The organism is Leptospira neocaledonica (assembly GCF_002812205.1).
Taxonomy (GTDB): Bacteria; Spirochaetota; Leptospiria; order Leptospirales; family Leptospiraceae; genus Leptospira_B; species Leptospira_B neocaledonica.
Map to the genome: position 1 here is coordinate 93875 of NZ_NPEA01000003.1, position 20703 is coordinate 114577.

A 20703-nucleotide genomic window follows, 5' to 3' on the forward strand; every position below is an offset into this window, starting at 1 on the left:
AGCGGTCGGGTGAAAAGGATCGATCCATGTCTAATTTTATAGTAATCGGGCTTTGCTTTCTATTCGGAATACTTATCCGTAGCAAAGGAAAATTTCCTTCCGATTCTCATAAGGTTATTAATTCATTTATCATTACTGTTTCCCTTCCTTGTATGGAGTTCGGACCTCTACGTCATGCTTCTCTGGACGGGAACTTCTTAACCTTTGCGGCGATGCCCTGGGTATTATTCGCATTCGGATTTTTATTTTTCAGCCTAGTAGGAAAATTCCTAAATTGGAAAGAAAGCACAATCATATGTCTTTGCCTTTCCGCAGGATTAGGAAACACTTCCTTTTTAGGAATACCGCTGATAGAGTCCTATTATTCGAAAGACGGACTTCCTACAGTACTCATCATTGACCAACTCGGAACATTTCTCACTCTTGCCATTCCTGGAACTTATTTAGGAACAAAGGCCAGGCATGCTCTCCAATCCTCAGAAACCAAGTCCTCACTTTGGAAGACATTATTCACATTCCCTCCCTTTATCGCGTTATTGGTCTCTTTGGCTTCTCGTCCGATTTCGGTTCCACCAGAGCTTGAATCAGCGATCTCAAGGATCGGAGATACCCTGATCCCGTTAGCTCTTTTTTCAGTCGGATACCAACTTCCTGGAACCATTCGCATCAATTCTGAAGAACCAAATGCCGAAAATCCCAAGAGAGAATCAGATGATTCTAGTAGGATAAGAATTCCTTTGTTATTCGGCTTAGTATTCAAATTGATCATCGGCCCCGTCTTGGTCTGGCTTTGTTTCGGAACCTTCTTCCATTATTCCGAAAAGAATTTAGGCGCAGATTTTCTCCGAAATTTTAAGATACTAATCATGGAATCGGCAATGGCTCCTATGATCACCGGAAGTCTTCTCGCAGCAGAATGGAGACTTGCGCCTAGATTGGCCGTTTCCCTAGTCGGAATTGGAATACCGCTTTCTTTTCTAACGACCTTGGGATTGTATTACCTCCTGGAGAATCAGGCGTGGACTGGAACGATCTTTTTCGGGCAGTAAAAACAGGTAACAACGGAACCCTTCGCGCCTTATTATCCGAGGCTGCGACAAGAGATGGTTTTGCAGAAGAATTTCCTGAACTGAGAGATTCGTATGGCTGCGGACTTTTGTATTGGGCCATCAAAGAAGGAAATAAAGAAGCCACCAATCTTTTAGTAGAATACGGCTCCGATCCAAATGAAACAAGCTCGAGAGGAGAGACAGCGCTACTTCTCGCATTGGAATCTGAAAATACAGAACTCACCACAATTCTCTTGGATTACGGTGCAGATCCTGAACTCAGAGATATGGACGGGAACACTCCTCTAACCAGAGCGATCAGCTCCGGAAAATTAGAATTAGTAGAGATCTTATTCGATCTACCCAATCATCCTCCTGATATAGAATCCAGAAATGGAGAAGGTTATTCTCCACTTTTACTCGCAGTGGATATGGGCCATTTAGAGATCGCAGAATATCTGGTAACCAAAGGTGCTGATCCTAAAAAGAAAAATTCCGAAGGCCGGACTATCCTCCATCTTACCGCATTACATAATGATTATGAGATATTAGATTTATTCTCTGAGAATAAAGAAGTGCGTTCTTTATTGGAGAATAAGGACCAAGACGGAAATACTCCTCTTTTACTTTCCGCATTATACGATAGCGTAGAATGTCTGGAAAGATTATTAAATCTCGGAGCGGATCCTTTGGCCAGAAACCTAAGCGGTAAAACAGCTAAAGAAGAAGCTTATAGAATGAAATTCCATCATACCCTGAAGGTAGTGGATAAGGCCACGATCACTTTATTATTCAGAGCTTCTTCTGAAGGAAAAACGGATACTGTGGAAAAAATACTAAGCAACGGTTACGACGCAGAAGTTCGGGACATGCTTGGTCGCACACCATTATTGCTTGCCGTAAAATCCGGGAAAACAGATTTGATCGAATTATTAATGAAAAATGGAGCTTCTCCTTATTCTACTGATAAGGAGGGAAATTCTCCTTTAGCTCTTGCAGAAGCTTCTGAAAGTCCTGCACTTCAACAGATATTTAAACAATTCCTGAATCCGGAAGAAGGAAAATAATTTAGATCCTACTTCTTTTGATGATCTTTTCGAAAAGTTCTTCCGGATCTGCGCTAACTTCTATCCATTCTCTGGTTTGAGAATCTAAAAAACCTTCCTCTACCATATGATCCAGTTGCTGCAGTAGCGGATCAAAAAAGCCATTTACGTTCAGAATACCTATCGGTTTAGAAAGAACTCCTAGCTGATTCCATGAAGTAACTTCTACCAATTCCTCTAAGGTCCCGATCCCACCTGGCAAAGCAATAAATGCAATGGACTTTTCGTACATGAGAAGTTTTCTTTCATGCATTGTTGGAACTAAGATCAACTCTGTAATTTCTTTATGAGCAATCTCTTTACTGGATAGAAACTCGGGAAGAACTCCAATCACAGTTCCGCCTTTTTCTAAAACGGCATCTGCAACTGCTCCCATTAATCCTGAGGTAGCTCCACCATACACCAGTCCCACTCCCTCTGTGGCCATAAGATGACCTAAGAATACTGCGGCTTGGAGATAACGAGGTTCTTTTCCAGGTCTGGACCCGCAGAATACACAAATGGCTGGTTTCATCTGAGTCAGGATCGATTTTGAAGGAGGTTTGGCAACCTGATTTGAGAGAAGGAACAGATCTTAAGAAAGATTTTGAATCTATCCTTCGTTCGGATAAATGATGATCTCTGTATAAGGGAATTCTTGTTTTAATTCGTCTAGTAAAGCTCCCAAGATCTTAGGAAATTCGGAAGGGTCGGTTTCCTTTTTGAACTCCAATCTGAACTCAAGAAATTTCCTTTCTCCCTTAGATCTGGCTTTCAGATCATAAATTTTAGAAACCTGGGAGAACCGATCCGAAAGAATGTTTCGGACAATCTCTTTATATTCATCCGAAAAGTCGAAAGCCATACCTCAAAACTTTCGATTTTAGGAAAATACTTCCTCCCTTTTTTCATTCTTCCTATAAAAAAGAATTGGAGTCTTGCGTCCAAGATACTTAGTCTTTCCGTTTACAAAGCCACGCGAAATACTTAGAGGTAGACCTTGCAGACTTTCCTGAAACTTTCCGCATCCATATTCTTAGGCATCTTTCTGTTCGTTTCCGGTCCTGTATATTCTCAGGGCAAATTACCGGATCCGGAAGCCCTGGAAAAAGAAGCAGACGAGCTGGAATACCAGGCCGGCAAGTCCCAAGTCCAAGCGGAAAGAAGAAGGCTGGCATTACTCGCCGCAGAAAAAAGAAAACAAGCTGCAGAGGTCCGAAACGAACTTCATGATAGGGAATTGTCCAAACCTTATGATCGACCTACCCTGGACATCCAATTCGCAGCATTACAATCGACTTGGGAATCGGAGGTAATGGCCAGACAAAAGAATATCGGCGTTAATAATTACAATGCCATCCTTTCTGCTTCCGGTGCTTATCAGAACGCGCAAACAACTGCTGCAGGCGCCGGAGTAAATCCGAACTTGTTAAACGACAGTATCACAAGTTATTCCAGTCCCCAAGGAAATACTAAAACAGCATTTCCGATCAAACTTTCTTATTTAAATACTGCCAAAACTTTCGGGATAGAATTCAATTATTTAGATCTAAAGATTAGACCTTCTTACACAACCGTGGACACTGCATCCGCATTGTCAGCACTTGCCCCAGTCCAATATCATTCCGTTCAATACAGAAGATTGGATTATTCTTTGAACCTTGCTTGGTATATGCATACCGCAACAGGAAGAATTGGTTTCGCAGTAGGGGCAAGAAACTTAGATATCATCTCCAGCGAATATGGAGTGATCCCTGGGAATTATGGGTTCGGAAAATCGGAAGAAAAAGCAGGAGGACTTGGTCCTCAGATTGGAGTTAGGATCTTCAAAAATTTTAACGCATTCTTAGTGGGGCATTTCAAAGCGGATTATTTCAGAACTGTAGGACATTATAATCGAAACACACAAGGTGTTCTAAACGGAATTTCAGGACCTTATATTTTAGATACTGCTCCTCCGGGCGGGTTAAAAGAAAATCTGCTCAGTAGAACCGGATACGAAATTGATGTAGGTCTTTCCTTACTCAGAAGCCGTTGGTTGAAATACACATTAGGATTCCAATATACGGAATTGATCTCTAAAGTTTCTGGTTATAATTATAATCCGAATGTTCTTCCTGGATCACCCGGAGATATATTATTCTTAAATCAGGTATCCAAACCTTTAGATCAAATCTCCACAGGCTCGGCCTTACAGAAAGAAGTGCATGATAAATTTTATGGAATTTATCTAAGTTTAACTTTGACTATTTAGGAAGGAAGAAGAATGAAAAGCGCCGTTTGTGAGTACGGCGCTTGAAATTGGAAAATTAAGCTGTTTGAGTGGAAGCCACAAATCCGTTCTTTTCCAATAGATAATAGGAACCGAACAGAACGGAAACATAAGTGAAATCTCCGAGCAGGCTATATTTGAAGAAAGGGATCGCAGCAATATAACATTCTACTAATCCGAGTCCATTCAAAGTATACATTCCGGAAGTCAACCAAACGAAGAAGTTGGTGATTAAGAAGAATGAAACAGAACCTGCAAGACCGGCAATCGCAAGAGATCCAAGGCCCAAACGATCTTTAATTTTCATTCCTACGACTGCATAAACTACAAACAATCCATAAATCACTGGGATCATTTCGTGAAGTCCGATCACCAAGTCGCTGATCAGCATAATTCCCAAAGGAAGAGCAATCGCTAACCAACGGTTAGAGAAATAAACTCCGCCGAAAATGGAAATCGCCAAAACCGGAGTGAAGTTCGGTAAATGAGGAAGAAAACGACTAAGAACCGCAAGTACGAGTAATGCGAAAGCTACCAAATTTTTAGATAGTGACATGTTCTTTCTGGTATCCTTTTACCCGATTTTAGCATAAGTCCTTCAAATTGAAAAGCACTTAGGATTAATCAGGGATTTTCGGATAGGATGTTAGGAGAAATCCACCAGTCAATCTTCATTTCCGGGAAAAAGGCTGGGAATTCGGAATCAAAAATCGAGCCTAGTACTTAATGAAAGCTCCCGATCCGAAAGACTATCCGAACTCGATGGCATTTCTCCAAGACATAACTTCTAAACTCAGAAGTCCGGAAGGTTGCCCTTGGGATAGAGAACAAACACATTCTACTTTGGTGCCTTATCTGATCGAAGAATCCCAGGAAGTAGTAGAAGCAATTCTCAAAGGGAACGACGAGAATACTAAGGAAGAATTGGGAGATCTTTTATTCCAAGTGGTTCTTCATTCCCAAATCGCATCCGAAAGAGGTGCATTCGGTTTGGAAGAAGTGGCGAAAGACGTAGCGGAAAAATTAGTACTTCGGCACCCTCACGTATTCGATCCGGAAACCAAGGATATCTCTTCTGCGGACGAGGTAGTCGCTAACTGGGATCTATTTAAAGAAAAAGAAAAACAACTCCGACAAAAAACCTCCAAGTCTAAATCCATTTTATCCGAGGTTCCTGAAACATTCCCTTCTCTATTAAAGGCGGAAAAATTCCAAAAAAAAGCAGCCAAAGCTGGTTTCGATTGGGAAGATATAAAGGGTGTAGAAGAAAAACTAAATGAAGAATTGCAGGAATTCTTAGAAGAGATCAGAGGAATTTCAGATCCTTCTTCCAATCAAATTAGGATAGAAGAAGAATTGGGAGATTTACTTTTTACTATCGTGAATCTGGCGAGAAAGTTAGGGGTATCTGCAGAATCTTCTCTCACTAGAACCAATACAAAGTTCAAACATCGAATAGAATATATAGAAACACGCCTAGGAGAATCGGATCGTAAATTTTCGGAAACCCCTTTAGATGAGCTGGAAAAACTCTGGAACCAAGCAAAAAAAGGAATCCAAAAACAAACTCAAAATCCATTGGAAGAAAAGCAGGCGATCGTTTCAGAACTAATCCGCGGGCTTTCTTCTTTTCTAATTTGGAAACAAATCCCTGAAACGGATTGGCCCAAAACTTATAGTTTTTCCTACCAATCGGCTGAGTACTCTTTGGTATTTTCAGCATTCGGATCTATGACATTATTACCGAGTGCAGATCCTTGGGGAAGAAAGGCCCAGCCAATTTTCTATTTGAATTTATCCGAAAAGAATCCTGGAGCCTGGGAAGATTTGTCTGGAAATTCTTATAAAACCCAGGAAGATATATATGAGGCAATTTTAGGGTCGATCCACGATTATACAAAGGCAATATCTGGAAAAGAAGGGTGATCCGTTATGGGATACAGCGTTAATAAATTATTTAATAATTTTCCTTAATAAAGACACGGATTTTCCAATCTAGATCGAAAGTTCTATCCGTCTCCATTATCATGAATGCAAACAAGGAAATACCTTACCAAGGCGACCTTAAAGAAGGTTCCGGTTTGCCTCCAGAAAAACTTAAAATACTTATCGTAGATACAAGCAAGGTCATCCTTGAAATTATCTCCGCTGAATTCTCCTCATCTTTATTCGCAGTCCAAAAAGTATCTCTTATGGAAGAAGCTGCCAAACTTGCCAGGGAGAATAAATTCGACTTAATCACTTTAGGGATCCATTTGGAAGGTGGGACTGGATTCGATCTTTGCAAAGAAATCAGAGGTAAAGATAAGAAGGAAAAATTCGCATCCACAGCGGCCAGGATCATATTCGTAACCTCCGATTTTACTGAGGAAAATAGGATGATTGCTCATAACGCTGGAGCCGACGGTTTTATAGAAAAATCCCAGGAACTAAGTTCCTTTCAGTCTACGATAGATGAGATCGTAAAAGATCTGATACAAGAGAAAAAGGATCCTTCTCAAAAGAATCCTAGTTTAGAAAAACGCAAAGTACTTATCATAGATGATTCCGAACTGAACCTAGTATTGTTCAGAAGATTATTGGAATCAAAAGGTGCGGAAGTCCAAACCGCAATTTCCGGAAAACATGCACTCCAAATTTTGGAAGAAAATCCAAAGGACTTCCAGGCGATCTTCACTGATATGTACATGCCCGGAATGAATGGGAACGAACTCTGTAGTATCGTCCAAAAGAATCCAGCGTTCTCTCAGATTAGATTGGGGATCACTTCCGCCGCGGGCGAATCTTCTTTTACCAGAGACAAAATCCCAAATGGTGTGGAATTATTTTCCAAACCTTATGATATGCAAGAGATCTGTGATTTTTTGAAATAGTCTAGTTTCGCTTCTGAAGCCTGCTTCATAGGTTAGAGAAACTCGACTCCGACGATCACATCCGGATGGCATTCTCTTCTGATATCACCTTCTAACTTAGGCAATTTAGAAAACCAGGTTTTGTTTTCGAATAATAGATCGATCCAATAGAAAAACAAATTCGCTTCTCCCAATTCGTTTTGGATCTTGAGTTCTCCGAAATCTTTTTTGATCTCCCCTATTCTTTCGAAAGTCTCTCCGTTTTTGGTTTTATAATGTATCTCCCACGGTTCAGCCTTATAGGGAACACCTTGAGAATTCGGTTTGCCCGGGATCAATTTCCAAGCCTTCAATAAAACTCGAGAGATCTCCTCAAACTTTAAGGTTTTAGAATATTGTACATTCTCTCTCGTATGTTTGAATGAGAATTCTTTAGGTGCGGCCTTCCAAGTCCCGGTGATGGTTCTACCGTCGCAAAAGAATGCTTTTACATTCGGACCTGAATTTTGGTTATTCGAAGAATTGGAAGAATTTGTAGCATCCCCTCTTGCATCTAAACTCGGTTCGTTCGGAAGAGTTGGATCCTTGGGCAAACTAAGTTTTTGGCCAAAAATCGGAGCGACCAAAAACAAAAAAAGAAGGAGCCGATAATGGCTCCCTCTTTTGTCTGTGTCTTTCAATTTCACGAATGAAATCCCTTTTGAACTAAAGACGTTTTTGGATAGCCTCCATGAACTGGAAGGTATCTAATTGTTTCGGGCCTTTGGTTGTGGTAAGAAGGACTAAGTCCTTGGTCATCTCTCCCGCTTGGATAGTGTCGATTACCGCCTTCTCCAATTTTTGAGCGAAAGCAACCACATCAGGAGTTCCATCCAATTCTCCTCTCTTAGCAAGAGCTCCGGTCCATGCAAAGATAGAAGCTACAGAGTTGGTAGAAGTGGTTTCTCCTTTTTGATACTGACGGTAGTGACGAGTCACAGTTCCGTGAGCCGCTTCGTATTCGAATTTTCCGTCCGGAGAAACAAGAACAGAAGTCATCAGTCCTAATGATCCGAATCCGGATGCCACCATATCGGACATTACGTCTCCGTCGTAGTTCATTAGAGCCCAAAGCATTCCACCCGGGTTCTTAACAATCTGAGCGACAGCGTCGTCGATTAAGTAATACCAGTATTCGATTCCAGCAGCTTTTAATTCCGCTGCTCTTTTAGTAGAGACCTCGTCAAAGATTGCACGGAAACGAGCATGGTATTTTTTAGAAATGGTATCTTTAGTTGCGAACCAAACGTTGATCTTTTCAGAAATCGCATAATTGAAACAAGCTTCTGCGAAGCTATAGATGGACTTGTCCAAGTTGAACTGTCCCATCACAACTCCCGGTCCATCAAAGTCGTTAATAGTTACTCTTTCTTTTTCTTTTCCGTCTTTTGTAGTAAATACGATCTCTACTTTTCCTGCTTCCGGAATATAAAGTTCAGTGTCTTTGTAAAGGTCACCAAATGCGTGACGACCAACAACGATCGGCTTTTCCCAGGATCTCACTCCGGAAGGAATATTATTTACAATGATCGGTTTACGGAAAACAGTTCCGTCCAGAATGGAACGAATGGTTCCGTTCGGAGACTTCCACTCTTTTTTGAGTTTGTATTCAACGACTCGATCTTGGTTCGGAGTGATGGTAGCGCACTTAACGCCAACTCCGTATTTTAAAATAGCATTAGCGGAATCTACAGTGACCTTATCGTCCGTTTTATCGCGATATTCTACGCCTAGATCATAATAATCTAATTCTATATCAAGATAAGGATGAATGAAACGATCCTTAATTTCTTTCCAAATTATACGTGTCATCTCGTCCCCGTCGAGCTCGACGAGAGGAGTTTTCACCTTAATTTTAGCCATTGGAATGCTCCTTAGAATGTCAGATGGATTGCAGGTTTAAACCTTAGGTTTTTCCATTTTCTAAGGACTTAGGACTTCGGGAAAGAAGGATTCTCCTTTATTTTCAAGATTCCGCTTCGGAGGTAGTATAGGTTTTGGGTGGAAAAATAATTAATCGCAACCGGGAGGGAAACAATCCCCAAGACTGAAAAATAACGATATTTTAAAGAATCTTTTCCATTCAGACCGGTAATGGACTTTTCTAAACGTAAAAGTATCTTTTGCCAGCGTTGTAAGGTGGGGAGAAGAGAAGGATTACATCCTTCGAAATACAGACCTTCTGCAGAGCTAACGATTATATCTTTTAAATTACTGGGAAGAGCCGGAGAACCGAATAGGTCTCTTACCTTCACTAGGTCTTTTTCGACCTCGGACTCTGTTTGTCTTGGAATAGGAAGAATAGAGCTGATCCCTAAGGAAACAGGAAGGGAAAGACGGAACAAAAAGTCCGAAGCGACTATCGAATTCAAATATCTTCGAATTGTTTCGCCCAACGCATCGGTATGATCCAGCTGAGAATCGCTTAGATCTTTTACGGTTTGGATAGTGTACTGGCTGAGCTTGATCTTTTCCGTCCAGAACAGGCCCAGTAATTCCGTTTCCATGTGGGTAAAGAGTACATTTTTTACTCGGTCTTTTTTGGCAATCTCTATCTTGGGTGTCGAATTCTGTTTGGACTATACCGCTTATAGGGGAAAGTATTAGTACCAAAGGAATAAGCCCGTCCTATAAAGCAAAGATTCTATTCTTCTTCGCAAATCAATTCCACCAAGTAGCCATCCGGATCTTGGAAATTCAAAAAAAGTGTCTTAGCAGATTTACGAACACCGTATTCTAATCTTTGAGAGAATAATCTCTGCTCGATCTCGTGGAAACTTTTTGAATCAACTTTAATAGCAAAATCACATCCGGATCCAAATACAGGAGCAGAAGAATCATTCTTCTCTCCATAGATCGCTATATTCGATTTTCCAATTCCAAGAACTTTTGCGGCTCTCTCGGTCTCCTCCTCTTGGGGGAGACCGAAAATTTCACGATAAAAGTTCGCACTTACTTCCGGATCACGGGAGGTGATTCCGATATGATTTACTTCCATAAACATAATTTTACTCCCTTAATTCGCGATCGATTTGATCTAACTTCTGTTGAAGTTTCTGCCTCATCTTCTCTTTCATCCTACGTTTCCAATGTGCTCTTTCTCGATGACCATGGTGATGACCTGGACCAAACCAATGTCCGCCTTTAAACAAAATATGCGAAAGAACGAACAAACCTAAAGCTTGCCAGTAAGTGATCTGCTTGATCCCGAAAATATCAGGAAGCAACCAGTTCCAAAGTTGCCAAACCGCATAGGCCAAACCGAAGAAGAACAGCGGCATAAAGAAAATGATCAGAAAAAATTTTCCTAATCTATGTTTAAACTCGCCTGTACCGTGCATGGTTTTCCTCCAAAACTTAAAACTCTTCCAGAAAGAAAACCTTCAGGTCCTTCAAACGTTTTGCTAAAAAATCCTTAGCGTAAGATTTTCGTGCCGAGAGAGTTCCTTCTGGAATTCCGGTGGCTTCCGAAATTTCTCTGAAGGATTTTCCTTCGAACACGTTTTCCACAAACGCAGATTTTTGTTCTTCAGGTAATTCTTCTACAGCGATCGCTAATTCCTGGAGCACAAGACTTCTGTAAAATTCCTTTTCAGGTCCTGGCGTCGTATCTGGTATCGCGTCCTCTAAGAAAAACTCCTGCTCTAAACGAGAGTTAGAATACTTCCCCGCTTTTTTAAATCTGTACCAGTCCCCCACTTTATTGCGAAGTACCGCATACACATAAGCTAAAAGATATTCTATAGACCCCGCGGAATCCAGTTCAGTCACAGCGGTTAAAAAAGATTCCTGAAGAAGATCTTCTGCTTCTTCAGGATCCGCAACCCTGGAACGAACCCATGCAAGGATTCTATCTCTTTCCCGTCTGTAAATCGTGTCCAAGGATCCCAATGTGTTTCTCTTTCCTTAGAGAAGTAGTTGTAGCAAAGGGATTTTCCTTGGATTTTTTTTAATAAGAATTGGTTTGAAACGGAAAAAAAATGATCCAAAAAGGAAGAATTCCGGACCAGAACCCATTCGAATTTAAAATGCTCTGCATAAAAACTCCTGAAGTTCGATACTAAGGTCCCATATGGGAACGCTAAGTTTATCCCTTAGGTCCCATTTTTTCCTAAAACTCTAAATTTTTTTCAGCCATTTCCTTCGGCCAAAACCCGTCTCCCCGGAGGATTTTTATGAAGGCTAGAAGGAACAAAGATATAGAGGAACATTTCGGTTGGATGAAATTGAAAACGGATCAATTGGGTTTTTTAGGAATTATACATTCCGTAAACAGATTCTACGATTCTCTCCAAGGGTCCCAATCTAACGAACTTCGTTATTTTCGGAGAAAATTGGTAAAAACAGATTTCAGATATTCTAAAATTTTCATGAAGAAGTTCGGAGATTATGAATACCTCATCTATGCGTGCATCGAAACGGAAGGAAAATCAGAATCCGATTCTTGGATCCATGTGGATGGAATCAGAATGGAAAGGGACGAAATGAAAGCGAAAGGTGTAAAGGATCATCCTTCTTTCGAAATCAGATGTCTCAGCGATATTTTCGAATCCTCCTGTGTGCCGGCATCCAAATCGGAAGAAGATAAAATAGATTTGGATTGTATCTAATTTCAAAATATGGGGATAAGTCGTTTCAATTAAAAACAAAATTTGGAAAATTTATTTCCCCCGGACAAGAATTGCTTGCCGGAGAATAAAACCAAGGTTAGGAATTGATCCCCATGTTTTTCTTATCCGAAAATTCTTCGGCGAACGATTGTTCTTTTAAACGACGTAAAACCATTCTTTCTAAATCTATTTTGATCTTTTTGCTAGTATTCTGCGCTTTAGGAGAATGGAAACTAGAGGCGGACGAAACAAAGGTCCAGGCCAGAAAAACAAGCAAGCATGAAATGGGATTTCACCCTTATACTCAGGAAGGTTATTTCCAGGCCTGGAACTATTCCTTTACGGATGACCAGACCTGGATCTTTGCCACATTCATCGTAAGCAATTTAGGCCCGGGTACCAAAAATTGTGGAGTAAGTCTTGTCGTTTATGACAAACAAAACGGGACACAATTTTCCACCAGAGAATATTCCAAAGACGAGCTTAAAGCGGAAAATGGAAATTTAGAATTAGAAATTTATGATAGTTCTGTTTATAAGGGAGAAGGCGGCCCGGAGATCAAAATGATCACGGATACCGCGGAACTTGTTATAAGTTATAAAACCGGTTGGTCTAAAGCAGTTTCTCTGTCCGGAGGAAAGATCCATCTACCGGAAAAAGATAGTTTTGTACAAGCTGACATGGCATTCTCATCCGTTCCTGCAAAAGGATATTTAGTTTTGAACGGAAATAGAATGGAACTAAATGGAAGAGGGGGAATGGAACACCTTCTTACCAATTACGAAGTGTATAAATACAGCAGACGTTGGGAATTATATCGTTCCATTAATAGCGCAGGTGAAAGATTATTTGCAGGCGGTTTCATAGGAAACGAAAACTTTCCTGAAGAAGAGATTCGAACCGTAAGTGCGTTGGACCCTTCGGGGAAAATGTTATTCTCCGCAAAGGTTTTGAAGTCTGAAGTTTTAGAATCGGAAACGGAACCTTTCTCCGGATACCATCTTCCTATCAAAGAAAAGTTTTACTTAGATGAAAGTGGTTCCTGTAGTTTAACTGTCTCTCGAAAACATACTATAGGACAGATCTATGTTCTTTCGAATATTTCCGCGGTACTTCGGTTCTTTGTTCGATTATTCTTTACGAAACCTTATCAACTTTATTATATCACGGATTCCAAATTGGACTGTGCTCAAGTTCCGGAAGGAAATCTCCCGAAAGATAAGAACTTCCGGGGGATTTTTTCCTATTATCTAATCAATCCTTAAACGGCAGACTTTTTAGTACGAAGCAATAGATTTCCGTAATATATAGCAGTCAGAACAATCATGATCCAAGGGATTAAGTTTCCATAAAGAATATAAAATCCTGGAGGAGAATCAATCACTTGGATCTGTTGCCAACTGGTTTCCGCTTTCATAAGAGAAGTGGATTTACCTTCTATAAAATTCCCTAAATGATCCACGTAACCTGAGATACCGGAGTTAGTAGAACGGACTAGCCATCTTCTCCATTCTATCGCTCTTAATCTTCCTAACTCAAAATGTTGGTCACTTTCAGTAGTGGTCCCATACCATTTGTCATTGGTAAGATTTGCAATGAATTGAGGATTTCCTGAGTCTTTGAACTTTCTTACAAACTCCGGAACGATTACTTCATAACAGATCAGAGGAAGAAATGTACCTTCGTCCTTTAATTCTGTATGAGTCGGAGAATAATAATTTCTTACAAATTCCGCATCTATCCCTTCTGTTTTTTCCCAAGTAACAGGTAATACAGTAGGAGGATTTTCCTTAGGAATATCAGAATAATAATGCAGAAGATCGAAAGATTCTCCTGGATCAAACCTTCCAGTCTGAGGACTTAGATCATACATGAACTCGAAAGGCATTGTCTCTCCGAACATTACTAAATATTGTTTTTGGTAAGCTTGCCTTCTCACTCCATTCGGATCGTATACTACGTTATTATTAAAGTATCTGAGATATTCTTTTCCGGAACTTTTGATCTTATAAGCCGCATCTATTTCATTAAAGAATATTGTAGCCTTGTATCTATTTGCAAAAGAGACCATCAAGGAATCGAACCTAGGCCAATAAATCCGATCTCCCATTCTGATCTTTAGTAGTTCACGATTTGCGGAAAAATATGGAATACCTGCCTCCGGTAGAACGATCAGATCCGGATTTTTACCGGCTCTTTGGACGGCATTCTCCACCATCTTGTCCATTCTACCCATCAGATCTTCTATCACTTCTCTCGGAGATCTTCCTCTCTCGTCTCGAATACTCATAGGAGCATCCGGTTGGACTACGAGAACTTCTAATGTTTTGGTTGGAGTTACATTCTTCCATTTCAAATACAAAGTAGAACCTACAATCACGAAAAGAAGAAGTAACGCAAACGGTAAGGTCCAGAATTTTATAAAATGAGATCTTTTATCTTTGGATCTTAATATCTCGGGAAGATGTAACAGATTTGTTTCAAAGAGAGTATAAGAGATTACGAATACTAAAAAGGAAAGTCCATAAACTCCTGTGATCTCGACGGTTTGAGCTAGTATAATATTTCCCGCAGCAAGATTTCCCCAATACCAAGGAAATAATTGGTACCCGATCATATCTGCGGCCATTCCGCAGACTCCTGCCACCCAAACGCTATGTTTGCCTGCTCTTCTAGACAAGAAGGAATATGAGACTAAAAAGATAGGAAACTTAGCTCCGAACAAAACTCCCGCTAAAAGAAGGATAATAAATGAAACAAGCCAAGGGAAATTCCCGAAGACCATCGCCATATGATGGATCCAATGGAATGCGATCGCGTAGAAGAATACCCCAAATAGGAAACCGTATCCCACCAGTCTCCAGTATCTTCCGGAATATTTATGAGTGATCCAAAAGAGACCGAATGGAGCGATCCAAACTAAATGGCTGAGATAAAAAGGAGCGAAGGCTAAGAAGGCAAATCCCCCCATCCAGAGAAAACAGAAGAAGTCGAAAAACAGTGTTTTTTGAAACTCTCTAAAACGATGTAAAAAAGAATCCATGGGTATCAACGTTGATCGGAAAAAAATCCTTTTGAGTCAATCGATTTCGGTCTCGGTGAAGTGCTTGCCGTGGGAGAAGGAGGCATGACTATACCAATAACACTGGTCGGATCATGAGCTCTCCATACTTCAAAATTATCGGTAAAAATCCTCTTCACGGAACTGTAATGCCCCAAGGGAACAAAAACGAGGCCTTACCTATTTTAGGTGCAGTCTGTTTAGTCCCTGGCGAAGTGATTATCGAAAATATTCCCCAGATCTCAGACGTACTTATGCTCATGGACGTTCTACGCCATTTAGGAATGGAAGTAGAAGATAAGGGAGAAGGTACTTTCTTATTCAGAAACAACGGAGATCTAAAGTCGGATCTTCCTGCAGAACTATGTTCCAAGATCCGAGGAGCTGTCACACTTGCAGGACCGATTCTTGCCAAAACCGGAAGAGTATTTTTACCGAGACCAGGTGGAGATAAGATCGGGCGGAGAAGAATGGACACTCATCTTCTCGCACTCCAAGCCTTGGGCGCTCAGATAGAAGTATTTCCTGACGGTTACGAAATCAAAGGTGATAGACTCAGAGGCACAGATCTTCTCATGGACGAAGCTTCTGTTACTGCTACTGAAAACGCAGTCATGGCTGCAGTACTTTCAGAAGGTGTTACCATCTTACGTCATGCGGCAAGCGAGCCTCATGTGCAAAGGCTTTGTAAATTTTTAGTTTCTGCCGGAGCAAAAATTTCAGGAATCGGCTCTAACATCCTCACGATAGAAGGAGTCAGTTCCTTAAAAACTCCGGACAAACCTCATAGGATCGGATCCGACTATCTGGAGATCGGAAGTTTTATCAGTTTAGCTGCAGTCACAGGTGGAGAAATTTTTATCGGAGATGTGGAACTGGAAGATATCCGAATGATCCGCATGGTATATTCCCGCCTAGGGATAGAAGTTCGTCCGCAAGACGGAGGTATCTTAGTTCCTTCCGACCAAAAAATGGAAATCATTCCGGATTATCACGGAGCTACTCCTAAAATAGATGATTCTCCGTGGCCTGGCTTCCCCGCAGACATGACTTCGGTTGCGTTAGTCACTGCTACACAATGTAAAGGAACAGTTCTCATTCACGAAAAAATGTTCGAATCTAGACTATTCTTCGTGGATAATATTATCTCGATGGGCGCTCAAATTATACTCTGCGATCCTCACAGGGCGATCGTGATCGGACCCAATCGTCTTTACGGACAAAAAGTAGCAAGCCCGGATATCAGAGCGGGAATGGCAATGATCATCGCAGCTCTTTGCGCAGAAGGCACAAGCTCCATTCATAATATCGTACAAATTGATAGAGGATTCCAAAACATAGATACGAGACTTAGATCTCTCGGTGCTCATATTGAGAGGATAGGTGAAGAATGAACCGAAAAGACTTCTTCCGGAAAGGCTTAGCAAAAGCATTTTCCGTAATGGAAGAAGGCGTAAATGAAATTTCGGAAACCTGGAAAACTGCTGTAGAGGAAGATAAAAAAGCAGAACCAAAAACGGCCCTACCTAAAAAAACTCAGATCAAGGTTCCTAAACCTAAAACAGTTAAAAGTAAATTTAAAGGTTTTAGAAATTTACAATTTCCTCCCGGAGCGGACGCAAAAGGAAAACGATTCTTTTCCAAATGTACTGCTTGCAGTGATTGTATCTATGCATGTCCTTATTCAGTTCTCTTTCCAGTTCCTGACGATAAGACTGGTAAACATTTTCCTCATATGGATGTGAATCTGAATGCATGTATGTTATGCAAAGATTATCCATGTATCTCAGCTTGTGAGACAGGCGCACTCTTACCCTATAAAGAAAATCAATCTCCTAAATTCGGAAAAGCAAAAGGTTTCTTCCAACATTGTATCAATTCCAGAACAGGAGAAAAAACCTGCGAAACCTGCGCAATCACCTGCCCTATTCCAAATGTAGTTCAGTTCAAAGGAAACAAACCAAACTTTTCTAATGACTGTGTGGGTTGCGGCTTATGTGTTTCTTCTTGTCCTACTTTCCCTAAGGCTATCCAAGTACAATGAGTAATCTTTCCAAACTTGTATGTTTGGCATTTCTACTTTTATTCTCTAATTCTTTATTCGCAGATCAAATCCCAAATAAGATCAAAATAGGAATCTTATCTAAATATTCTCCGGACACGGTCCGTATCATTACGAAAAATTCTAGAATTCAATATTCAGGAAAAAATAGTTTAGAAAAAGATAAAACGATTTTGATCCGAGCAGAAGAAGATCAAATCAGAATTATAGACGGAACCAGGAACTCAAGAGCGGAACATATTCTATTTTCCGGTGGAGAATATGAACTCGAAGTTCCTAAAGATCAGAGCCCTAAAAAATATCGAGGAGATCTGGAAATATCGTCTTCGAAAGGAAAACTAAAACTTATACTTATCGTTCCATTAGAGGAATATGTATTGATCGGAATGATTTCAGAATTTGGGAATCTACTTTATCCTAAGAACGAAAAGATTCCGAATGCAAACTGGAAACAGGAATACACAATAGCTGCGTTAGCAATGATCCGTTCTTATGCGCTCGCAAACCTAGGAAGACATTCCAAAGAAGGTCACGATCTTTGCGATCTAACTCATTGCCTTCAATTTTCAGGAAAATTAAAAAAGGAGAATATAAACTTCTCTCCTTCTAAAAAAATAATTCTGCAAGACAAAGGTGGAAAAGTGTTAGAAACATTCTTTCATTCTACCTGCGGAGGAAATTTATCTTCTCCTTCTGTTCTTTGGAAAAATTTTAAAAATCCTCAATACTATAGATCGGGTCCCGATACCAAGGGAGGGGAAGTACAATGCAAAAATTCTCCGTATTTTTCTTGGGAAACTTTTATTTCAAAAGAAGAAATCGAATCTGCCCTGGAAACAAAACAGATAACCGAATTAGAACCTAAGTATTCTGAATCCAGAATAACTTCCTTAGAATATAAGGATTATTCGGGAAAAAAGAATATCCAAGCCTCCGAATTTTTATCTAAAATCGGTAAATCATTAGGCTGGAATAAAACCAAGAGTAACGATTTTAAGATCGAAACAAGCGCTCGAGGATTTTATTTAAAAGGAAAAGGATTCGGACATGGGATCGGTCTTTGTCAATATGGCGCAAGAGAAATGGCGTTTCGAGGAGCGAAATCAGAAGAGATACTTCAATTTTACTTTCCAGGCGCGGAACTGAGGCAAATCCCTTGAGACCTATCCTTATATCATCTCTATTATATTTATTTTTTATAATATTCTTCTTCGAAGCAGCGAGCGCTCAGGCAGCAAGAAGAAAGATAGAAGGATTCGAATTTTACTTTTTAGACGACTGGAATAAACAGAAAAATCCCGACAAATTACTCGAAATATTTGCAGATAAATTCGTGACCGAGATCCGATCCGAATCGGAAAGATTAGAAAAAAGAATTCCCCAAGATGTTCGAATATTTATCTCAGAAAACTCCGAGGTGTTTAGAAAATATTCAGGTCAATCCGGGAGCGTAGCCGCTTTCTATTCTCCTGAAAGTAATAAATTCTTTTTTCAAAATCCGGAAAGTTTGGCTAAAAGAGGAATTTTAGATACGGTGATCAAACATGAGATCTGTCATTTTTTAGCTCCAGAATCTAAATCTGAAACTTCCTTCTGGATGCAAGAATCTTATTGTGAGTCTCTGTATCCAACAAATCCGAAACCTACATCTGTAGATCTTAAGTTTCCTTGGAGTTGGGAAAAATTCGACGAAGAATGTATCAAAGAAATCCAAACAAGAAACGGGGCTAAAAAGAAGATCTTATACCAGAAACTTTTTCTCTGGGGCTCCTGGTTTTTAAAAACAAAAGGGGAAGCACGATTTCGAGCTTTTATAGAAGCTCCAAATCCTGAAATCCAAAATATATATTCACAATTTATAAAGTCGAGGTATTAAAAGACCTTCAACTTTCCCCAATCTTCGTTTTCTTTTCCTGAACCGAAAGAGATCATCAGTCTTTCATAAACTTTCAGTTTATCTAAAATAGGCTGCACATCTCTATCAATTGTTTTGGAAGTATATTCAGAAGAACCTTCTGCTCCATACAAATAGAAACTTTTGAGGTCATCCAAAATTCCTGGCACACGGACCACTAAATGATGCGGATAATAAGCCAATTCTTTTGCAGGACCGGAAGAAAATAGATCTGCTTGGTTAGGTCGATTTCCATTTCCGGAAGAGACCGTTTCTTCTGCACTTTTCCTATCGGAAGCTAAGTATTTCCAATTTCCCACTTTCAAAGATGCAGGAGTATAGAAGCCACCTTTTCTCAAAGGATAAGATTCCAAATTCGTATTTTGATAAGAAACTTTGATAGGATTGCCAACTTTGAAAATCGCTTTTAAAAGTTTATCATCTGGAACAGAAGCAGGTAGAGAAATCCCAAATCTCGGATAAATCATACCCGACTTGTATTCCAATCCGTTAAAGCTTAGAGCAATCCCTTTTTCAGAACCAAAGTATTGTTCATGGACCCCCGCGTTTTTACCGAATGCATTTAAACCTTCTCCAAACTCTTCCCATTCTCCGCTTATGGATTCTAAAGATTTCCAAACTTCAGAAGGTTTTAATTCTTCCGAATAGAATACTAAATTTGTTTCTCGAGGTAATACTTTGGAAAGAGCGGGACCGGAACTAACAACTTGGTTTTTCTCTCCACCTATCTTATAAACTTTTCCTTCCAAATTTTTTCCAGATTCCCAACCTAAGAGTAAAGCTACTCCTGAATTTCCAAAAGAAGGTTTAAGGAATGGAGCAATTAAAGAATCGGTTCCCGCATAGAATAAGATCTTATTTTCTTTTTTAGAAGTTTCCTTTCTTAAAACATCAAAACCACTTTGGTTACCTAAAGAATCACTATTTGCAGAAGAAGCAAGGTCCAAAGATTTTTCCAATAGTTCTTCTGAATCTGTGAGAATGATAAAATCTCCCAGAACAATTGCTAAAATTTTTCCAGAACCAAATTCGTATTTAAATGCTTCCAAGTTTCCAAATTTTTCAGAGCCAGCTGCAAATTGATCGGCATAATCATCCGCAGAATGTGTATTTTCAGAACCAGTAGGAGTATAATATCCTTCTTCTGTTTGTGGAGGAGTTTGAGGTTTTTCTTCCTTAGGAGCTTCTTTAATTACAATCTTTTCTCCCTTGAATGCAGTGATTAAACTTACTCCCAACTTGGAACTTGCACTCGCCTTACCCACGAGCAGAAAATTAGATTTAGGGAATATTGCTGCGGCAACAGGTCCATCAAATAAAGCCGCCAACCTGGATGGTTTGGTCATTACACCCGCTTTTGCTTCTAATAAATATAAAACAGAACTGATCTTTCTAAGTTCAGGCAAGGTGAGAATTTTCTGAAAAGTACCATCTTCGGAAAGTTCTCTTCCTAAATTTGTTTTTTCTAGGTCTTCTACAAATTCTTCCGGGCGATATATTTCCACTAGAACGTTTGCTTTTTTAGGAATGAGGAGAGCTGGATCTTTGATCGAGGAGTCAATGGAATATCCTTTTAAAGAAAGATAGAAGCCGATTGCTAAAAACACGACTCCCGCTCCCGCTGGGGCACCTACTTTAGGATCTTTCAATATGTTTTCCCTAAATCCGATCTTAAAATTTTCCAATGATTCTTTCGAAAAAAGACCTTTGATTTTAGGAATTATTTTTGTTTTGAAAATTTGGATGCAAGTTCTCATT

22 protein-coding genes are annotated in these 20703 nt (G+C 40.0%); 11 read left to right on the top strand and 11 right to left on the bottom strand.

Features of this window, described 5'->3' with window-relative positions:
• Positions 1-26 precede the first annotated feature (26 nt).
• Together CH365_RS05265 and CH365_RS05270 are read left to right on the top strand one after the other, a co-directional pair.
• On the top strand, positions 27-1049 hold the full coding sequence (locus CH365_RS05265) for an AEC family transporter (RefSeq protein WP_100767560.1): 1023 nt from the start codon (positions 27-29) through the stop codon (positions 1047-1049).
• Positions 1019-2116: an ankyrin repeat domain-containing protein gene (locus tag CH365_RS05270; protein ID WP_100767561.1), complete on the top strand. Its 1098-nt coding sequence runs from the start codon at positions 1019-1021 to the stop codon at positions 2114-2116. The genes CH365_RS05265 and CH365_RS05270 overlap by 31 nt, the downstream gene beginning before the upstream one ends.
• 1 nt (position 2117) lies before the next feature.
• On the opposite strand, the gene CH365_RS05275 is transcribed toward CH365_RS05270, so the two are convergent.
• Together CH365_RS05275 and CH365_RS05280 are read right to left on the bottom strand one after the other, a co-directional pair.
• The gene (locus CH365_RS05275) at positions 2118-2678 is read right to left on the bottom strand and encodes an LOG family protein (protein ID WP_208861166.1); all 561 of its coding nucleotides are present in this window, start codon (positions 2676-2678) and stop codon (positions 2118-2120) included.
• 69 nt (positions 2679-2747) lie between these two features.
• Positions 2748-2999, bottom strand: coding sequence for a cation transporter dimerization domain-containing protein (locus CH365_RS05280; RefSeq protein WP_100767563.1), 252 nt, complete (start codon positions 2997-2999; stop codon positions 2748-2750).
• Between the two features lie 135 nt (positions 3000-3134).
• Between CH365_RS05280 and CH365_RS05285 the strand changes: the two genes are divergently transcribed.
• Positions 3135-4388 (top strand): LA_2444/LA_4059 family outer membrane protein, encoded by a 1254-nt coding sequence (locus CH365_RS05285; RefSeq protein ID WP_100767564.1) that lies wholly within the window; start codon positions 3135-3137, stop codon positions 4386-4388.
• A gap of 55 nt (positions 4389-4443) precedes the next feature.
• Here the strand turns inward: CH365_RS05285 and CH365_RS05290 are convergent, their stop codons facing one another.
• Positions 4444-4962 (bottom strand): DUF6580 family putative transport protein, encoded by a 519-nt coding sequence (locus tag CH365_RS05290; protein WP_100767565.1) that lies wholly within the window; start codon positions 4960-4962, stop codon positions 4444-4446.
• Positions 4963-5132: 170 nt separating this feature from the next.
• Here CH365_RS05290 and mazG point away from each other — a divergent pair, with 170 nt between their 5' ends.
• Together mazG and CH365_RS05300 are read left to right on the top strand one after the other, a co-directional pair.
• A complete protein-coding gene (mazG, locus tag CH365_RS05295) occupies positions 5133-6332 on the top strand; it encodes a nucleoside triphosphate pyrophosphohydrolase (protein ID WP_100767566.1) in 1200 nt (399 codons plus the stop codon).
• A gap of 101 nt (positions 6333-6433) precedes the next feature.
• On the top strand, positions 6434-7279 hold the full coding sequence (locus CH365_RS05300; protein WP_208861162.1) for a response regulator: 846 nt from the start codon (positions 6434-6436) through the stop codon (positions 7277-7279).
• Between the two features lie 32 nt (positions 7280-7311).
• On the opposite strand, the gene CH365_RS05305 is transcribed toward CH365_RS05300, so the two are convergent.
• From CH365_RS05305 to CH365_RS05330, 6 genes are all read right to left on the bottom strand, one after another.
• Positions 7312-7944, bottom strand: a complete 633-nt coding sequence (locus tag CH365_RS05305) for a hypothetical protein (protein ID WP_100767567.1) — start codon at positions 7942-7944, stop codon at positions 7312-7314.
• A 19-nt stretch (positions 7945-7963) separates the two neighbouring features.
• The gene (locus CH365_RS05310) at positions 7964-9160 is read right to left on the bottom strand and encodes an NADP-dependent isocitrate dehydrogenase (protein ID WP_100722563.1); all 1197 of its coding nucleotides are present in this window, start codon (positions 9158-9160) and stop codon (positions 7964-7966) included.
• A 68-nt stretch (positions 9161-9228) separates the two neighbouring features.
• Positions 9229-9804: a hypothetical protein gene (locus tag CH365_RS05315; protein WP_100767568.1), complete on the bottom strand. Its 576-nt coding sequence runs from the start codon at positions 9802-9804 to the stop codon at positions 9229-9231.
• 137 nt (positions 9805-9941) lie between these two features.
• Positions 9942-10295, bottom strand: coding sequence for a VOC family protein (locus CH365_RS05320; protein WP_244282998.1), 354 nt, complete (start codon positions 10293-10295; stop codon positions 9942-9944).
• A gap of 10 nt (positions 10296-10305) precedes the next feature.
• Positions 10306-10638, bottom strand: a complete 333-nt coding sequence (locus CH365_RS05325; RefSeq protein WP_100767570.1) for a hypothetical protein — start codon at positions 10636-10638, stop codon at positions 10306-10308.
• Positions 10639-10654: 16 nt separating this feature from the next.
• Positions 10655-11188 (bottom strand): RNA polymerase sigma factor, encoded by a 534-nt coding sequence (locus CH365_RS05330; RefSeq protein WP_100767571.1) that lies wholly within the window; start codon positions 11186-11188, stop codon positions 10655-10657.
• A gap of 284 nt (positions 11189-11472) precedes the next feature.
• Here CH365_RS05330 and CH365_RS05335 point away from each other — a divergent pair, with 284 nt between their 5' ends.
• Together CH365_RS05335 and CH365_RS05340 are read left to right on the top strand one after the other, a co-directional pair.
• Entirely contained in the window at positions 11473-11907 is a 435-nt protein-coding gene (locus CH365_RS05335; protein WP_100767572.1) for an LIC_13246 family protein, read from the top strand.
• A 113-nt stretch (positions 11908-12020) separates the two neighbouring features.
• Positions 12021-13172 (top strand): hypothetical protein, encoded by a 1152-nt coding sequence (locus CH365_RS05340; RefSeq protein WP_100767573.1) that lies wholly within the window; start codon positions 12021-12023, stop codon positions 13170-13172.
• On the opposite strand, the gene CH365_RS05345 is transcribed toward CH365_RS05340, so the two are convergent.
• Positions 13169-14950 carry an apolipoprotein N-acyltransferase gene (locus tag CH365_RS05345; protein WP_100767574.1) on the bottom strand — a complete coding sequence of 594 codons (1782 nt, stop codon included), beginning with the start codon at positions 14948-14950 and terminating at the stop codon, positions 13169-13171. The two genes, CH365_RS05340 and CH365_RS05345, sit on opposite strands and share 4 nt — an antisense overlap.
• A gap of 113 nt (positions 14951-15063) precedes the next feature.
• Between CH365_RS05345 and murA the strand changes: the two genes are divergently transcribed.
• Genes murA through CH365_RS05365 form a run of 4 tightly spaced genes read left to right on the top strand, consistent with a single transcriptional unit; the run spans position 15064 to position 18906 of the window.
• Complete coding sequence (gene murA / locus CH365_RS05350; RefSeq protein WP_100767575.1) at positions 15064-16362, top strand: UDP-N-acetylglucosamine 1-carboxyvinyltransferase; 1299 nt, start codon at positions 15064-15066, stop codon at positions 16360-16362.
• Positions 16359-17012, top strand: a complete 654-nt coding sequence (locus CH365_RS05355; RefSeq protein WP_100767576.1) for a 4Fe-4S dicluster domain-containing protein — start codon at positions 16359-16361, stop codon at positions 17010-17012. Before murA ends, CH365_RS05355 begins: the two co-directional genes overlap by 4 nt.
• The gene (locus CH365_RS05360; RefSeq protein WP_100767577.1) at positions 17009-18190 is read left to right on the top strand and encodes a SpoIID/LytB domain-containing protein; all 1182 of its coding nucleotides are present in this window, start codon (positions 17009-17011) and stop codon (positions 18188-18190) included. The genes CH365_RS05355 and CH365_RS05360 overlap by 4 nt, the downstream gene beginning before the upstream one ends.
• Positions 18187-18906 (top strand): hypothetical protein, encoded by a 720-nt coding sequence (locus tag CH365_RS05365; RefSeq protein ID WP_100767578.1) that lies wholly within the window; start codon positions 18187-18189, stop codon positions 18904-18906. Before CH365_RS05360 ends, CH365_RS05365 begins: the two co-directional genes overlap by 4 nt.
• Here CH365_RS05365 and CH365_RS05370 read toward each other — a convergent pair.
• On the bottom strand, positions 18903-20702 hold the full coding sequence (locus CH365_RS05370; protein ID WP_100767579.1) for a hypothetical protein: 1800 nt from the start codon (positions 20700-20702) through the stop codon (positions 18903-18905). The genes CH365_RS05365 and CH365_RS05370 overlap by 4 nt on opposite strands.
• Between the last annotated feature and the right edge of the window lies 1 nt (position 20703).

Excerpts from the sequence above, each read along its gene's own strand:
- CH365_RS05310 (WP_100722563.1), bottom strand. The coding sequence starts at position 9,160 with ATGGCTAAAATTAAGGTGAAAACTCCTCTCGTCGAGCTCGACGGGGAC.
- CH365_RS05325 (WP_100767570.1), bottom strand. The coding sequence starts at position 10,638 with ATGCACGGTACAGGCGAGTTTAAACATAGATTAGGAAAATTTTTTCTG.
- CH365_RS05300 (WP_208861162.1), top strand. The coding sequence starts at position 6,434 with ATGAATGCAAACAAGGAAATACCTTACCAAGGCGACCTTAAAGAAGGT.
- CH365_RS05315 (WP_100767568.1), bottom strand. The coding sequence starts at position 9,804 with ATGGAAACGGAATTACTGGGCCTGTTCTGGACGGAAAAGATCAAGCTC.
- CH365_RS05370 (WP_100767579.1), bottom strand. The coding sequence starts at position 20,702 with ATGAGAACTTGCATCCAAATTTTCAAAACAAAAATAATTCCTAAAATC.
- murA (WP_100767575.1), top strand. The coding sequence starts at position 15,064 with ATGAGCTCTCCATACTTCAAAATTATCGGTAAAAATCCTCTTCACGGA.
- CH365_RS05335 (WP_100767572.1), top strand. The coding sequence starts at position 11,473 with ATGAAGGCTAGAAGGAACAAAGATATAGAGGAACATTTCGGTTGGATG.
- CH365_RS05290 (WP_100767565.1), bottom strand. The coding sequence starts at position 4,962 with ATGTCACTATCTAAAAATTTGGTAGCTTTCGCATTACTCGTACTTGCG.
- CH365_RS05355 (WP_100767576.1), top strand. The coding sequence starts at position 16,359 with ATGAACCGAAAAGACTTCTTCCGGAAAGGCTTAGCAAAAGCATTTTCC.
- CH365_RS05345 (WP_100767574.1), bottom strand. The coding sequence starts at position 14,950 with ATGGATTCTTTTTTACATCGTTTTAGAGAGTTTCAAAAAACACTGTTT.
- CH365_RS05280 (WP_100767563.1), bottom strand. The coding sequence starts at position 2,999 with ATGGCTTTCGACTTTTCGGATGAATATAAAGAGATTGTCCGAAACATT.
- CH365_RS05340 (WP_100767573.1), top strand. The coding sequence starts at position 12,021 with ATGTTTTTCTTATCCGAAAATTCTTCGGCGAACGATTGTTCTTTTAAA.
- mazG (WP_100767566.1), top strand. The coding sequence starts at position 5,133 with ATGAAAGCTCCCGATCCGAAAGACTATCCGAACTCGATGGCATTTCTC.
- CH365_RS05265 (WP_100767560.1), top strand. The coding sequence starts at position 27 with ATGTCTAATTTTATAGTAATCGGGCTTTGCTTTCTATTCGGAATACTT.
- CH365_RS05360 (WP_100767577.1), top strand. The coding sequence starts at position 17,009 with ATGAGTAATCTTTCCAAACTTGTATGTTTGGCATTTCTACTTTTATTC.
- CH365_RS05320 (WP_244282998.1), bottom strand. The coding sequence starts at position 10,295 with ATGGAAGTAAATCATATCGGAATCACCTCCCGTGATCCGGAAGTAAGT.